This window comes from Siminovitchia jepli (assembly GCF_047228825.1).
Taxonomy (GTDB): Bacteria; Bacillota; Bacilli; order Bacillales; family Bacillaceae_C; genus Siminovitchia.
Genome location: NZ_JBFEGN010000009.1, coordinates 35,955 through 51,258, shown reverse-complemented (window position 1 = coordinate 51,258; position 15,304 = coordinate 35,955). Strand labels below are relative to the sequence as shown.

The following is a 15,304-nucleotide window of genomic DNA, read 5'->3' as shown; positions in this document are numbered from 1 at the left end:
ATTACAACAGGGCGGCGGTTTTTGGGATACGGAGCGACAGGACGTCGCTGCTTGAGCCCGCGTTCCTCGCCGTGTTTCCTTTATCTCGTCGGAGGCGCTCCAGTCTGTGCGTCAATGGGCAAGGCGCTTTCGCTTTTCTTAAAAAATAAGAAAGCATAAATTGGCATGTCGCCAATTTAATCAAATCCAACCTCCCACCTCTCACCTCTAAGAAAAGACGCGCTAGCGTTTTTCTTATGTTGGTCTAAATTTGCGAAAGATCACTTTGAACAAAAGACGATTGGCAATAAGTGCCCATCGTCTTTTGTGCATACAAACCCAAGGTTTTCTGTTGAGGAAACGGAACACATTTTAGGCGATTTTTCAAACAAAAAATAACCCTCCGCATTGCAAGCGCCGCCTGAACACGGTAAAATCGTTGTCGGCACAACAAAAGCCATATGGGCAGGCAATCAAACAAGCGGTTTGTACAAATTCCGGACGGTCTGCTGATCCATAGTGCAAATGTTGACGGTTATTTAAAACGTGGAGGTATGACGTGAATAAAGAAACAATTCTTATAGTGGATGATGAGAAGGAAATCCGTGATTTCATTACGATCTATTTAAGAAATGAAGGGTATAAAGTGTTACAGGCCGAAGATGGAGAAGAAGGCTTGGAATTATTAAAAGCAAATGAGGTCCATTTAATCGTGCTTGACGTGATGATGCCCAAAATAGATGGTATCCATATGTGCATGAAAGTCAGGGAAATAGCAGAAATGCCCATTATTATGTTATCGGCGAAAACACAAGATATGGACAAAATACTGGGATTGACAACAGGGGCAGATGATTACGTAACAAAACCATTTAATCCATTAGAACTAATCGCACGCATAAAATCACAGCTCCGCAGGTATACGAAAATGAATGGGGGAATGAAAAATAACGAACATGAAATTGAGATTGAAGATATGCTAATTAATGCAGCAACACACGAAGTAAAAGTAAGGGGAAGTAAAATCAAATTAACTCCCCGGGAGTTTTCCATTCTCGAACTGCTTGCTCGAAATCGTGGTATTGTTTTTAGTGCCGATCAAATTTATGAAAGAGTGTGGAAGGAACAATCTTTTCAATCTGATAATACGGTAATGGTGCACATTCGGAAAATTCGCGAAAAAATAGAAGAAAATCCCAGGAAACCTCGTTATATTCAGACTGTATGGGGGGTGGGGTATAAGATTGAAAAAGATTAGACCATTTTCTTTTATAAAACGGCTCATAAAACCCGTGACAGCCCCCATTCAAAAAAGTATTAGGCTTCAGCTTATTACTACGTTTGTTTTCTGTATATTGTTAGGGTTTCTGGCGTCAAGTGCAACAGCACCACTATTTGAAAACATGAATAAAAAAGCGATGATCGATTACAGCAGCAGCATGGAACAAATGAACTGGCGAGCAAAATATACGGCAGAAGCGGCGGTGGAAGAAAATACCATCGATGCGATCAACAAACTGATTGATGAGGAAGATCAACTTTTAAAAAATGGGCAAAACGCCTTAAAAGTACTTGTTACTGATGAAGCCGGCAAGGTTTTGTATAAAACAAAACAAGCAGAGGAAGTTCAAATAAATCTGCATGATACGATGAGTAATGTCATGTCATTTGCCATTAACCGTCCAGATTATACAGATGACAAGGAATGGTCGCGCAGAGAGTTTATAACGTTTTATCCTGTTAGCATTAAAGGAAAAAGCTTATATCTGTTTGTAAGCGGAATTCCGGAAGGAAATGTAAGCTATGAGACGAAAAAAGGACCTTTTCCATTGATCATTGGATTTTTTGTGTTTATCTTTACTTACTTTTATATGACTAAACGAAAGATGAAGCAAATTGAAGCAATGGCAGAAGGTGTAAAAGAAATGGCAAAAGGAAACTTGGCATATCGTATAAAACTGAAAGGCCAGGATGAAATTGCTTCATTAACCGGGAACATTAATCATATGGCCGAAGAGCTCATGATGAAAATTGAAAAAGAAAGAAAAGCGGAAAAGCAAAAAAATGAATTAATTACAAACGTATCGCATGATTTGCGGACGCCGCTCACATCAATAATGGGCTACTTGAGCTTGCTGCGTGATGGGAAATACGAAAATGATCAACAACATAAAGAATATATAAAAGTTGCGTTCTCAAAGTCTGAACAACTTAAAAATTTAATCGATGATTTATTTGAATATACAAAGCTTACAGATGAAAATTTTGTATTACATTTACAGGAAGTATGTATAAATAAGCTACTTGACCAATTAATCGAAGAATTGGTACCTCACCTGGAAGAGCGCGGGCTTTCAATTTTGAAAAATTTCCCAGCCGAAGATGTATACGCTGTTGCAGATTCTGAGCAAACAGTACGACTGTTTGATAATTTATTGATGAATGCCATTAAATATAGTACCGAAGATAGCGAAATTCAAGTTTCGCTGCAAAGAGAGCAGGATAACCTTAAATTATCAATTGCAAATCACTCCGAAGAGTTTTCCAAGGAGGAAATGGATAACTTATTTGAACGCTTTTACAAAAAAGACCGATCCAGGAGCAGGGTGGAAGGATCCGGACTCGGTCTTTCGATTGCAAAAAGTATTGCAGAACTGCAGGGTGGAGAGATTCAAGCGGAATATGAAGATGGAGTCGTTCAATTTCACATTTTACTCCCGGCTTTGGCGCAAAAATGAATTCCAAATGATTTTACAAATTCATGTACCTTTCTAACAACTCTCACAATGTGAGAGTTTTTTTATGCAATCAACATCGTTATTTCTATAAGCATCTTAAGAAAATCTTAAGATGCTTCCCGGTTTTTTATTAAGAATTCCACCTTATACTGGGATTATCTTATATAGCTTTATAGACATCCCAAAGGAAAACGGGAGAAAGAAAGGTGGAAATAGAGATGAAAAAAATAGTATTTGGCATTTTGGTATTGGTGATGATTGGAATTGGAGCATCGGCCCTTATTGGAGAAGATGTAAGGGATCGGTTTAATCCACTTGTGAAAGAAAAAGATGTATACGTCCTTATCAAAGGTGAAGGAAAACCGAATCCGGATTTTCCGCATAGATATATGTTCATGTTGAATGGAGTGGACAAAGCCGGAAATGAAGAAGAAATTAAATTAACTGCCTCAACTAAAAAATTCCCGGAAAACAGCTATTTAAAAGTTCATGTAAAAGGCAAATATGTTTTCGAATATGAGACTGTACAAGAAAAAGAAGTTCCCGAAAAGGCAAAAGGAATACTTGAAAAATAACAGGGGAGCAGCCGTTACAACTGCTTTACAACAGGGCAAAAACGAACAGGCGGGAGGTATATGATGGACAAAACAGTTGTAAATGCAAAACATGTTCAAAAAATATACGGAAAAAAAGGCGAAAATCAATCACATGCATTAAGAGGAATATCGTTCTCGATGCAAGAAGGTGAGTTTGTGGGCATTATGGGTCCATCCGGTTCAGGAAAAACTACTTTATTAAATATAATCTCAACCTTAGATAAAGCGACAGGCGGCATTGTTGAAATTGCGGGTACAGATATTACGAAAATGAAGCAAAGAGAATTATCCGACTTCCGTTCCCGAAAATTAGGATTCATCTTTCAAGACTTTAACCTGCTCGAAAATTTAACCATATATGAAAATATTGCACTGCCGCTTTCACTCCAAGGCATCCCTTCAAAAAAAATTGGACCGAAGGTGGAAAAGGCAGCGGAAATGCTGGACATTTCATCTCTTCTTCCAAAATATCCAGCGGAAGTTTCAGGTGGACAAAAGCAACGTTCCGCTGCGGCGCGTGCACTGGTACATGAGCCGGCAATCATATTGGCGGACGAGCCGACAGGAGCGCTTGATTCCAAGAATGCCACCACCCTTTTGGAGGCAATGCAAAATTTAAATAAAAAACAAGGTATATCCATTATGATGGTCACTCATGACCCATATAGCGCCAGTTACTGTCAGCGCATTTTATTCATTCAAGACGGCAAGCTGAATAAAGAAATTCACCGCGGAGGTTCGCGTGAGGCGTTCTACAAAGAAATCTTGGAAGTGATTGCAGACATAGGTGCACATAAAGCATAAGAAAGGGCGTTCAGCATGTTATTTAAGCTTTCCATGTCAGGACTAAAAAGTAAGCAGAAAGATTACATAGTCCTGCTCGTTGGTCTCGTTATGTCCATTTCAATTTTTTACATGTTTCAAACACTGGCCTTAAATAAAGCATTTCTGGAAGCAAATTCGATGATTGACTCAATTGAATTTGTTTTTCAAACAGGGTCCGTTTTATTAGCCATACTTACGTTCTTTTACATTTTATATGCGAACTCCTTCTTGTTATCTCTTCGCCAAAAAGAGTTCGGAATGTATATGATGCTGGGCGCAAAAAAGTATAAGGTTGCATTATTCATGTTTATGGAGACCATTGCCATCGGGACAGCATCTTTGGTTATTGGTACGATAGCAGGTGTTGGACTTGCACAAGGAATTGGACAATTACTTATGAAACAACTTGATTTTTCCGGGGAAGGTTATATAGGATTTTACGTACCTTCTTTGGTAATGACTTGTATTTTCTTTTTCTCAATATTTGTATTATCCGCCTTGATCAATAGTGTTAAATTATCACGTATCTCGGTTTTGCAGCTTGTACATGCAGATGCCCATGTAAAAGGTGCTGTTATGAAAGGGAAAGTCAATGTGGCAGTTGCATGTTTCTCCATTATTTTATTGGGAATTGGCTATGCCTCCATGATGACCCTGGATAAGTTAAAAGAATCAGGGATCATGATTGCAATGCTTTGTACAACGGGAGGAACGTATATGCTATTTGCTTCTGTCCTGCCCCTTCTCATAAAAAAGCTGCAAGGAAATAAGAAATACCGTGAAAAAGGGATCAATGCTTTCACATTGGCTCAATTAAACTTCCGTATAAATCAATTGGCGAAAGTTCTCGCAACCGTAGCAATGTTAGTTGCGCTTGGGGCAGGGGCAATCTCGGGAGGTATGGCCTTTAAAAATAATGTGATCAAATCAACGGAACGATTTGAAATATATGATACAGTGATTTACAGCCCAACAGCAGAAGAAATGAACATCTTAAATAGTATTCCTTTTAATGAAAAAAATGAGTATCGTTATAAAGTAGATAATCAGTTCATTTATTATGTAAAAGAGGATCTGGAGAAAAATCGCCCGCTCATACATGACGAACAGGATATTGGTAAAGTAAAACGTGTTTCTGAAAACCTGCCGGCAGGAGCTGTTTCAAATGATCATCAAGAAAATAATGTAAATAACAAAAAGATCATTCCGGATGAATGGGATACGGCGTTAAGATCACTACAGCCTGCGTATCTCAATTACCTTGATAAACAGATAAAAATAGTGGACTTACACATGTATCCACATATAAAAGGAAAAAAAGGAATAGTATTTTTCGGAAAAACAGATGATTTTGCCGCTCATATTCGTGAATGGAAAAAACTCGACCAATTGCAGCTGGATAAATATGAACATATAAAAGCTGAGGATATATTGAGTAAATATAAAATATATGATGAATTTTCTGCTGTTGCCAGCGGAACAGTGTTTATGGGCTTCTTCCTGGGAATTGCTTTTCTGGCCATGTTGGCGAGCTGCTTAATGTTTAAAATTCTCTCCGGGGCAACCACGGATATAAAACGATATGAAATGCTTCGCAAAATGGGTGTTTGCAGCAAGTTATTAACGAAGTCCATTTATAAGGAGTTATTTTTAGTGTTTTTAATCCCGGCCATTGTTGGCATTGCCCACGTATTATTTGGAATAAAAATTTTTGGATTTATCGTAATTGACCCGTATTTTCGCATTTGGACGCCCATTGTCATTTTTTTAATCATTTACTCGGCATATTACTTTCTGACAGTTCAATTATATAAGGGAATTGTATTACCGAAAGAAGGATAATCAAGAAAAGAGCTGTAACATGGATGGTGATAAAATAGAACAAATCATTCATCATTTCTCAAAAATGTTGAGGATTTAGACTTTGGACCCGTGGCGTTGCGGGTCTTTTTATTTGGTAAAAGATATTCTAAAAAATGATTAAAAATCATTGACAAAAATAATTAAAACATGATAACATAATATATTTTTCATTTTAATTTTGTGATATAATGAACATTGGATATGAATAGGAGGCTGATTTTTTGTTTAACGTTGACGATAAAGTATTTTACCCAATGCATGGAGCAGGAGTCATTTTGTCGATTGAGGAAAAAAACTTCTTTGGCCAAAAAGAAACATATTATATTATCTCTATTCCAACGAGTAAGATGGATGTAATGATTCCCAAGAAAAAAGCAGCAGCAGCTGGCATTCGTTCGATTACAGACAGAGAAACGGCCAACGAAGTTTTGTCGACGCTTCACGATTCCGGAACAGATTTCAAGCTTCCTTGGAAACAGCGTTATAACTTGAACATGGAAAAAGTGAAGACCGGCACGTTTTACGCGACCGCCGAAGTCATCCATGATCTTATTTGCCAGGGCAGCGAAAAAGTGTTAAACGGAAGTGAAAAACAATTGTTGAATGAAGCCAAGAAGTTAATCATCAGTGAATTGGCGCTCATCAAGGGTGTAAATGAAGCCCAAGCCGCCAAATTATTAAAGCAAATCAGCTAAGGGGACTCTCTTAAAAAAAAAGGGGGCACCCTTGTTTTTAATTTGGGGCATTGGGGTAAATCATGTTGAATTGAAATAGGGAGCTTTATCGTTTAAAAATGGAAGCCCTTATGTTAGACTTTTAACTAATCGGAACTTTCTAAAATATTTCGGAAAGGAGAGAACAAGGTGGCAAAAGAATACTTTGTAACGATTAACGGCGAAAAGATTCAAATAAAAGGCACCGGAACTGTAATGGAAACATTGAAAGCACTGGAAATTTCAGTTCCGGATGTTTGTTTTCATCCGAGCCTCGGAGCGCTCGAAACGTGTGACACGTGCCTCGTAAAGGTGAACGGTGAATTCGTCAGATCATGTTCAACTGAAATCAAAGCCGGAGATGTCGTTGAGACGGCAGCGGATGACGTAAAAAAAGCACAAGTCGTCGCAATGGATCAAATTTTGCACAACCATGAATTGTATTGTACCGTTTGTGATTACAATAATGGGACGTGCGAGGTACATAACACGGTAAAAGAGATGAAGATCAACCATCAAAGCATTCCGTTTGAGCCGAAGCCGTATGAAGTGGATGACTCCCATCCGTTTTACCGCTATGATCCCGATCAATGCATCTTGTGCGGACGCTGCGTGGAAGCGTGCCAAAACGTCCAAGTAACAGAAACGCTCACAATAGATTGGGAGCGGGAGCATCCGCGCGTCATTTGGGACAACGACGTTCCGATCAATGAATCATCATGTGTATCGTGCGGCCACTGCTCTACCGTCTGTCCTTGCAACGCCATGATGGAAAAGGGAATGGAAGGTGAAGCAGGGTATTTAACGGGGCTTAAAAGAGAGACGCTGCGCCCGATGATTGATTTGACCAAAGACGTTGAAACCGGATATGGGTCCATCTTGGCGATTTCCGATATGGAAGCTGCAATGAGGGAAGAGCGGATTCAAAAGACAAAAACCGTCTGCACATATTGCGGTGTGGGCTGCAGCTTTGATATTTGGACAAAAGGACGGAAAATCCTGAAAGTGGAGCCAACGGTGAAAGCGCCTGCAAATGGCATTTCCACCTGTGTAAAAGGAAAGTTTGGCTGGGATTTCGTAAATAGCGAGGAACGATTGAAAAAGCCGCTCATCCGGGATGGAAATGTTTTCCGGGAGGCAGAATGGGAAGAAGCCTTAACCCTTATTGCAGAAAAATTGACCGCCATAAAAAATGAATTCGGACCTGATGCACTTGGCTTTATCAGCTCTTCAAAATGCACAAATGAAGAATCTTATTTAATGCAGAAATTGGCAAGAGGCGTTGTCGGTACGAATAATATTGACAACTGTTCCCGCTACTGTCAATCGCCTGCAACGATGGGTTTGTTCAGGACAGTGGGGTACGGGGGAGATTCCGGTTCCATCAAAGATATTGAGCAGTCTGACATGGTATTGATCATCGGTTCCAACACCGCCGAATCTCATCCAGTCCTGGCGACAAGGGTAAAGCGTTCCCATAAACTGAAGGGGCAAAAGCTCGTTGTTGCGGACTTGAGAAAACATGAGATGGCCCAAAGGGCAGATGTGTACATGAAACCCAGGCCATCGTCCGACATCGTATGGTTATCCGCCGTAACTAAATATATCATCGATCAAGGGTGGGCAGATGAGTCCTTCATCCAATCCAAGGTCAACGGCTTTGATGTATATCGCAGCAGTTTAGATCCATACACGCTGGAATTTGCAGAAAAAGAAACGGGCGTATCAAAGGAAACGCTCATCAAAGTGGCGGAAATGATTCACGAATCAAAGAGCATGGTCGTCCTGTGGGCGATGGGCGTTACCCAGCAACTCGGCGGAAGTGATACGAGCACAGCGATATCCAACCTCCTGCTTGTTACCGGAAATTATGGACGGCCGGGTACAGGGGCCTATCCGCTTCGCGGGCACAACAATGTTCAGGGAGCAAGTGATTTTGGCAGCATGCCGGATCGGTTTCCCGGATATGAAAAAGTGGCAGACGAGCAGGTACGGACCAAATATGAAAAGGGCTGGGGCGTAAAACTGCCGGAACATCCTGGATTGAACAACCACGAAATGGTCGATGCCATGCATGACGGCAAGTTAAGGGCGCTATATTTGAAAGGGGAAGAGATGGCCCTCGTTGATTCGAATATCAATTACGTACAGGCTGGATTTGAAAAACTGGACTTCTTTATCGTACAGGACATCTTTTTTTCAAAAACGGCCCAGTACGCCGACGTTGTTCTTCCGGCTGCACCAAGCCTGGAAAAGGAAGGTACTTTTACAAATACGGAGCGCAGAATCCAAAGGCTTTACCAAGTGTTTGAACCGCTTGGCGAGTCCAAGCCGGATTGGCAAATTATTATGGAGATCGCCAACAGGCTCGGAGCTGGCTGGAAATATGAACATCCAAGCGAAATCATGGAAGAGGCTGCCAGCCTTGCTTCACAATTTGCCGGCGTCAGGTATGAACTGCTGGAAGGATATAACAGCCTGCAGTGGCCTGTAAAAGAAGATGGAACAGACAGCCCGCTTCTCTTTACAGACGGATTTCCATTCCCGGACGGAAAAGCACGCTTATTCCCCGTCCAATGGACAAGGCCGCTTGAGTATGAGGAACAATATGATATTCATGTCAATAATGGCCGTTTGCTGGAGCATTTCCACGAAGGAAACATGACATACCGGTCCGAAGGCATTTCTTCAAAAACACCGAGCGTATTCCTGGAAGTATCCCCGGAATTGGCGCGGGAACGAAAACTGGCAAGCGGGACGCTTGTCCGGCTGACGTCGCCATACGGCCAGGTAGAAGTTCCGGTTCATGTGACCGACCGTGTAAAAGGCAAGGAAGTGTATTTGCCGATGAATAATATGGACAAAGGGACGATCAACAAACTGACGAGCAGCTATGCCGATAAAGATACCGATACACCTGCCTATAAGGACGTTATGGTCAAGCTTGAAGTGATTGAAGAAAAAGGAAAAGACCCGCTCCCGCGCATTAACCACAGATTTGGAAACCCCCAGCCGCAAAGAGGAGTGGAAGTGGAAAGAAAATGGGCAAGGCCTGATTACGTATTCCCGGGCGATTTTATAAAAAGGGAGGACAAGGCGACACATGGCTGAACCGATTAAAGATATTCAGTTTCAAGTCCCCGATATCCAAAAACAGAAGCAAAAAGAGTTGCAAGAAATAGAAGAGGCGCTTTTAAATCACAAAGATGCTGTACTTGATATCATGGAAATTATTGGCTACCTGAAACAAAGGGGGATCCTTGATCTCGTAAAAGGGCTGTTGGGCCAGGGTGACAAAGTACTGGATATTCTCGTCAACACTGCGAATATGAACGAAAATAAAAATTCGATCAAAAATATCCTGCTCCTGCTTGGCACAATTGGCATGATCAATGTCACCCAGCTTGAACCATTCCTTTTAAAGCTCAATGCGGGAGTCGCGAAGGTTGCCGAAAGTGAGGGGCAGCAAGATGGAAAAACGGGCTATATTGGCCTGGCCCGCGCTTTAAAGGATCCTGAAATCAACAGGGCCATTACATTGATCCTCGAATTTTTAAAAGGAATGGGACAGGATATGAGCAATTTGGAAAAAAACAAACCGTCATCATCTCCGGATGAAAAACAGATGATGGACAGCGGAGAAACATTGGAGCCAAAAAGATAAGAAGCGCAAACGCCCTGCCTACAGGTGTTGAAGTTTCCTCATTTCCCTTATATTTGGGGCATTAACAATTTTATACTTCCTAATGCGAAAAAAGCCGGGGTGATCCCGGCTTTTTTGTTATTGAACGTACTATTTGTGAATATAACTTTTCGTTTTGATGCTACTACGTGACCGAAAAGTGTGAGAACGGTTGATTGGGGTCACATAGAGAGTATCTACGTGACCGAAAAGCGTGAGAACGGTTGATTGGGTCACAAAGAGAGGCTCTACGTGACCGAAAAGCGTGAGAACGGATGATTTGGGTCACAAAGAGAGGCTCTACGTGACCGAAAAGCGTGAGAACGGTTGATTGGGGTCACATAGAGAGTTTCTACGTGACGGCAAAGCGTGGGAACGGATGATTTGGGTCACGCACAGGATGTGCTAGTGCAGGCGAAGCGACAGGACAAGGAAAGCTTCGGGAGCATCTGCATCGCACGAAGGAAAAGCGAAGCTTTTTCGAGGACGTCGCTGCTTGAGCCTGCCTTCGTCGCCGTGTATCCTTTATCTCGTCGGAGGCACTCCAGTCTGTACGTCGACGGGCAATGCGCTTGCGCTTTTCTTATGGCATGGGGCTTTATGAGATAGCGAATGGAAGATGCCCGGGTAACTCCAATTTTAACAGATGTGTAATTTGTCGAAAATTAGTGGTCTGTATGTTCCTTTAGTTCGTGTATAATAGAACTAATATCAAGTTCGCTTTATATAGAACAAATCGGATATAAGGGAGGATATGATGGGATATCAGCTTGTCATTGATTTTTCACCTGTTTATGAATTGATTAACAGTCTCTATAAGTATATCTACCATAAGCAAGTCAAACATTTATTCTTGCAGGATGACTGGTTTCGTGAAACCAAGCGGAAATTGGCCCCGCAATTTGCCGGACAATTGGCTGATGAACGTTTTGAAGTATTGCATCGCCTAAATTTGCTTGTTTGGCAGTATAAAGGTGATCAGACGGCAGATGCATTCCTTTCATGGCTGCAAAACCAGCCGGCAGGAGACATTTATGAGCTCCTCTCTCCATGGGTACGTTCCATTCCGGGCAATCTTGGAGAGATCCGCGATCGAATGGTATATCTATTGGCAAAGTGGAATGAGCAATACTTTCAACACATGGATGCCAATATCTTGCAAGCTTTGGAAAAAGATGCGGATGAAAAGGAACGGCTGCTCACAACTCTTTCTCCAATTGATCTCATCGAAGAAGCAACAAACGGGATTAGGCTTGAAGAAACGGAAGAAGTAAAGACGGTTATTTTAACGCCGCAATATCACTATTATCCTGCTGCCATTTTAGATTTCCATGAACATATTTGTACGTGCCTCTATCCATCCACGAGTGCAATGAAAACGGCCAATGGAGAAGTTGGCGGGAAGATGTATTCACTGGTTTCCATTACTCAAGCACTTGCGGATTCCAATCGTTTAAAAATCTTGCGGGCACTGAATCAGCAACCAGCTAATTTTGCCGAGATTCACAAACTTCTTGGATTGGCAAAAAGCACAACCAATCACCATATCACTGCATTAAGAAGAGCGGGATTGATCCGTGCCCATCACTTTGGCAAATCAACGGCACAGAAATACAGCTTGAGAACAAGTACAATCGAAAAGCTTGGGGAGCAAATCATGGCGTTCATCAACGAGTAAAAAAACAGGTAAGGGAGATACATGATGAATAAATTTGTTCAAACATTCAATCAGTATCATCCAATTGTCAATACATTGCTTTTTGGTACGTTGGTCTTAGCGATCGGAAGTTGCATCAGTATATTGTATTTCCCTTTATATTTAGTAAAGGAACATCACTTAGATCCAGTGAAAATTGCTTTAATAATAGGAAGCGGATCACTGGCGGCTACGTTTAGCGGCTTTGTCGCCGGTGTTGTATCGGATTTTATCGGACGAAGAAAGGTGATGTTGGGTTCTTTATACGCATCCTCCTTCATTTTTTTTGGATTCATGTTATCGAAGCAAGTGTATTTCCTCATTTTGATGCTACTGTTGCAGGGCGTAAGCACCTCTTTTTTTGCCCCGGTATCCAAAGCATTGGCTGCCGACCTGACAGCTGTTGATCGCAGGATGCGCGTGTTCTCCATCCGCTATACGATCCATAATATCGGATATGCGATTGGTCCTTCTATCGGGGCTTATTTATGGCTGAAAGAAACGGTTGATCCATTTTTTGCCACAGGTTGTTTATATGGCGGGTATAGCGTTCTTCTGCATGTATTATTAAATAAATATGGCATTAAACAGATTGAAGGGGAGCAATTAAAAGAATCGCATACGATCAAAGGAGCGTTTCGTGTCATCAAATATGATAAGGCCCTTTTCTTTTTTGTATTGGGAGGTCTCGTCAGTACGACTGTATATGGACAGTGGTCTGTCACGATGCAGCAATATTTAAATGAGCATTTTATAAATGGTACGCTGCTTTACACTTCAGTTCTAACCGTGAACAGTGTATGTGTCATTTTGTTTCAATACCCTATTTCGAGATGGGCCGAGCGTTTTAAGCCGTTTACGATAGTCGTTGCAGGCAGTGTTCTCTTTTCAATGGGAATGAGCGGTTTTGCATTCGCTACTGGCTGGTTTACGCTGATATTATGTATGGTGATCTTTACGATTGGGGAGACGATGGTCATCCCGTCGGAGTATATGTTGATTGATCATATTACACCCGATCGCCTGCGTGGAATGTATTATGGGGCCCAAAACTTGACGGGTGTCGGAAATTTCTTTGGACCTTTGGCGGGTGGATACTTGTTACTGCATTTTGGCGGCAGTGTGATGTTTTTAGGATTTGCACTTCTGGGAATCATGAGTATCTTCTTTTTTTGGCGCGGACAAATCATTCAAGATCGCAAAAGCATCAACAAAAGGGGCAATAGCGTTGTATTATAACTTTGGGGCATCATGTACCATCGCCCACTCCCAAAGTCTGCTTTTTGCCCCATCCTTAGCCGTGTTCACGAACGCATGTACATTATTGCATCACCCCATCCCTTTCCTTTATAAATTCCCTTTCGGATCAAGCGCATCACGCAGGCCGTCTCCGACAAAGTTAAAGCACAACACTGTAATTAAAATCATTAACCCGGGGAATGCCGGATACCAGGGAGCTTTCAGGAGTACCGTAAAGTTTTGCGCATCTTCGAGCATGTTTCCCCAGCTGGGCGTTGGCGGTTGGACACCGAGGCCCAAATAGCTCAGTGCGGCTTCAGTCAAAATGACGGTTCCAATCAATAATGTTGCGGTAACTATAATCGGTCCCATGGCATTGGGCAATATATGGCTAAAAATAATTTTGGAAGGCCTTGTCCCGATCGTTTTGGAGGCAAGCACAAACTCCCTCGTCCGCAAGGATAAAAATTCTCCCCGGACAATTCTCGCAGTAGTTGTCCATGACGTAATGGCAAGAATGAAAATCAGCTTTTCAACGCCCGGCTGAAAAATCGCAACAATTGTAATCAGCAGGAAAATAGACGGAATAGAAATGACGATATCGACAAACCTCATTAAAATAGCGTCAATGATCCCACCGCAGTATCCGGCGACTGCGCCGATTGTCGTTCCAATCACAAGTGCGCCCGCAACAGAGCCAAAGCCCACCAGCAGGGAAATCCTTCCCCCATACAATAAACGTGAAAAAACATCCCTGCCAAACCTGTCGGTTCCGAGCCAATGGTCGGCGCCCGGCGGCGCCAATTTGTTTGCCAGGTTTGTCTGCCCGGGATTGCAAGGGGCAATCCACGGGGCGAGCAAAGCGGAGAGGATGATAATCAGCAGTACAACGGCGCCCAAAACGGCCAGTTTATTTTTTTTGAACTTGCGAATAAATAATTTTGTAAGTGTTTCCGGTTTCTCCTGTATGTTGGGATTCATCCGAATTGTTTCATGGTTAGATTGCACCATCACACCTCCTTAATACTCGATCCGCGGATCAAAAATGGCGTACAAAATATCGGCCAATAAATTTCCAATAACAACGAATACGGCTGTCAGAACCGTCAATGCCATGATGACAGGATAGTCGCGAGTAAAAGCCGATTCAATAAACAATCTGCCTATTCCCGGCCAACCAAAAACCGATTCAGTAATGGCCGCCCCTCCGATGAGATTAGGGAGTATCAATCCGAACATGGTGATAATGGGAATCAGTCCGTTTCGCAGCCCGTGCTTTAATACGACTGTCCGCTCCCTGAACCCTTTCGATTTGGCCGTTCTGATGTAATCCTGCTGCAATACCTCCAGCATGCTCGAGCGGGTATAGCGGGTTAGGGCAGCCATGTCGGCCGCGGCCAGTACAAAAGCCGGCATCACAAGGTGATGGAGCCTGTCCCATATGCTGAATGGGGCATTAAGTGTCGCCACACCGCCGGTCGGGAACCACCCAAGCTGAACACCGAAAAAAATAATCATCATCAGGCCGAGCCAAAAATTTGGGGTAGCCACGCCGAGAAATGAGCCTACCGTCACTGTATAATCCAGTTTCGTATAGGGTCTTGTGGCCGAAAATATTCCGAGCGGAACTGCAATGAGGAAAGCAATGAGCGTGGATGTACCCATTAATAAAAGGGTGTTGGGCAGGCGGTTCATGACCATTTCACTGACAGGCACACCTCTTCTGATAAGGGAAGTGCCGAAATCGCCTTTCAGCATATTCCCGAGCCATTTGCCGTATTGGACATGAACGGGATCGTTTAATCCGTATTTTTCTTCAAATTTTATTTTGTCTTCCGGCTTTATTTTCGGGTCCATCAACAAAGTTGTAGGACCGCCCGGCGCTGCTTGAATAATGGCAAAAGAAATAATCGTGATTCCGATCAACAACGGTATTGCCATAAGAACCCGGCGAATAATATAAGAAGTCATTC

12 protein-coding genes are annotated in these 15,304 nt (G+C 42.3%); 10 read left to right on the top strand and 2 right to left on the bottom strand.

What is annotated here, in order from left to right; translation table 11 throughout:
- Positions 1-538: 538 nt before the first annotated feature.
- The 10 genes from AB1L08_RS06180 to AB1L08_RS06135 all read left to right on the top strand — a co-directional run bounded on the left by AB1L08_RS06180 (position 539) and on the right by AB1L08_RS06135 (position 13,331).
- Positions 539-1,237 (top strand): response regulator transcription factor, encoded by a 699-nt coding sequence (locus AB1L08_RS06180; RefSeq protein ID WP_413063791.1) that lies wholly within the window; start codon positions 539-541, stop codon positions 1,235-1,237.
- On the top strand, positions 1,224-2,717 hold the full coding sequence (locus AB1L08_RS06175) for a HAMP domain-containing sensor histidine kinase (protein ID WP_413063790.1): 1,494 nt from the start codon (positions 1,224-1,226) through the stop codon (positions 2,715-2,717). The genes AB1L08_RS06180 and AB1L08_RS06175 overlap by 14 nt, the downstream gene beginning before the upstream one ends.
- A gap of 218 nt (positions 2,718-2,935) precedes the next feature.
- A complete protein-coding gene (locus tag AB1L08_RS06170; RefSeq protein ID WP_413063789.1) occupies positions 2,936-3,292 on the top strand; it encodes a YxeA family protein in 357 nt (118 codons plus the stop codon).
- 63 nt (positions 3,293-3,355) lie between these two features.
- Positions 3,356-4,117, top strand: a complete 762-nt coding sequence (locus AB1L08_RS06165) for an ABC transporter ATP-binding protein (protein ID WP_413063788.1) — start codon at positions 3,356-3,358, stop codon at positions 4,115-4,117.
- A gap of 15 nt (positions 4,118-4,132) precedes the next feature.
- A complete protein-coding gene (locus AB1L08_RS06160) occupies positions 4,133-5,980 on the top strand; it encodes an FtsX-like permease family protein (protein WP_413063787.1) in 1,848 nt (615 codons plus the stop codon).
- Between the two features lie 242 nt (positions 5,981-6,222).
- The gene (locus AB1L08_RS06155) at positions 6,223-6,696 is read left to right on the top strand and encodes a CarD family transcriptional regulator (RefSeq protein WP_413063786.1); all 474 of its coding nucleotides are present in this window, start codon (positions 6,223-6,225) and stop codon (positions 6,694-6,696) included.
- A gap of 168 nt (positions 6,697-6,864) precedes the next feature.
- Positions 6,865-9,825 carry a formate dehydrogenase subunit alpha gene (gene fdhF / locus AB1L08_RS06150; RefSeq protein ID WP_413063785.1) on the top strand — a complete coding sequence of 987 codons (2,961 nt, stop codon included), beginning with the start codon at positions 6,865-6,867 and terminating at the stop codon, positions 9,823-9,825.
- Positions 9,818-10,378 carry a helical membrane plugin domain-containing protein gene (locus AB1L08_RS06145; RefSeq protein ID WP_413063784.1) on the top strand — a complete coding sequence of 187 codons (561 nt, stop codon included), beginning with the start codon at positions 9,818-9,820 and terminating at the stop codon, positions 10,376-10,378. The genes fdhF and AB1L08_RS06145 overlap by 8 nt, the downstream gene beginning before the upstream one ends.
- A gap of 775 nt (positions 10,379-11,153) precedes the next feature.
- Entirely contained in the window at positions 11,154-12,074 is a 921-nt protein-coding gene (locus tag AB1L08_RS06140; protein WP_413063783.1) for an ArsR/SmtB family transcription factor, read from the top strand.
- Between the two features lie 24 nt (positions 12,075-12,098).
- Positions 12,099-13,331 (top strand): MDR family MFS transporter, encoded by a 1,233-nt coding sequence (locus AB1L08_RS06135; RefSeq protein ID WP_413063782.1) that lies wholly within the window; start codon positions 12,099-12,101, stop codon positions 13,329-13,331.
- A gap of 108 nt (positions 13,332-13,439) precedes the next feature.
- Here AB1L08_RS06135 and opp4C read toward each other — a convergent pair whose 3' ends face one another.
- Together opp4C and AB1L08_RS06125 are read right to left on the bottom strand one after the other, a co-directional pair.
- Entirely contained in the window at positions 13,440-14,342 is a 903-nt protein-coding gene (opp4C, locus tag AB1L08_RS06130; RefSeq protein ID WP_413063781.1) for an oligopeptide ABC transporter permease, read from the bottom strand.
- A 9-nt stretch (positions 14,343-14,351) separates the two neighbouring features.
- Positions 14,352-15,302, bottom strand: coding sequence for an ABC transporter permease (locus AB1L08_RS06125; RefSeq protein ID WP_413063780.1), 951 nt, complete (start codon positions 15,300-15,302; stop codon positions 14,352-14,354).
- Positions 15,303-15,304: the final 2 nt, after the last annotated feature.

Coding starts and splice junctions, on each gene's coding strand:
- AB1L08_RS06170 (WP_413063789.1), top strand. CDS start 2,936: ATGAAAAAAATAGTATTTGGCATTTTGGTATTGGTGATGATTGGAATT.
- AB1L08_RS06165 (WP_413063788.1), top strand. CDS start 3,356: ATGGACAAAACAGTTGTAAATGCAAAACATGTTCAAAAAATATACGGA.
- AB1L08_RS06160 (WP_413063787.1), top strand. CDS start 4,133: ATGTTATTTAAGCTTTCCATGTCAGGACTAAAAAGTAAGCAGAAAGAT.
- AB1L08_RS06145 (WP_413063784.1), top strand. CDS start 9,818: ATGGCTGAACCGATTAAAGATATTCAGTTTCAAGTCCCCGATATCCAA.
- AB1L08_RS06140 (WP_413063783.1), top strand. CDS start 11,154: ATGGGATATCAGCTTGTCATTGATTTTTCACCTGTTTATGAATTGATT.
- AB1L08_RS06135 (WP_413063782.1), top strand. CDS start 12,099: ATGAATAAATTTGTTCAAACATTCAATCAGTATCATCCAATTGTCAAT.
- opp4C (WP_413063781.1), bottom strand. CDS start 14,342: ATGGTGCAATCTAACCATGAAACAATTCGGATGAATCCCAACATACAG.
- AB1L08_RS06125 (WP_413063780.1), bottom strand. CDS start 15,302: ATGACTTCTTATATTATTCGCCGGGTTCTTATGGCAATACCGTTGTTG.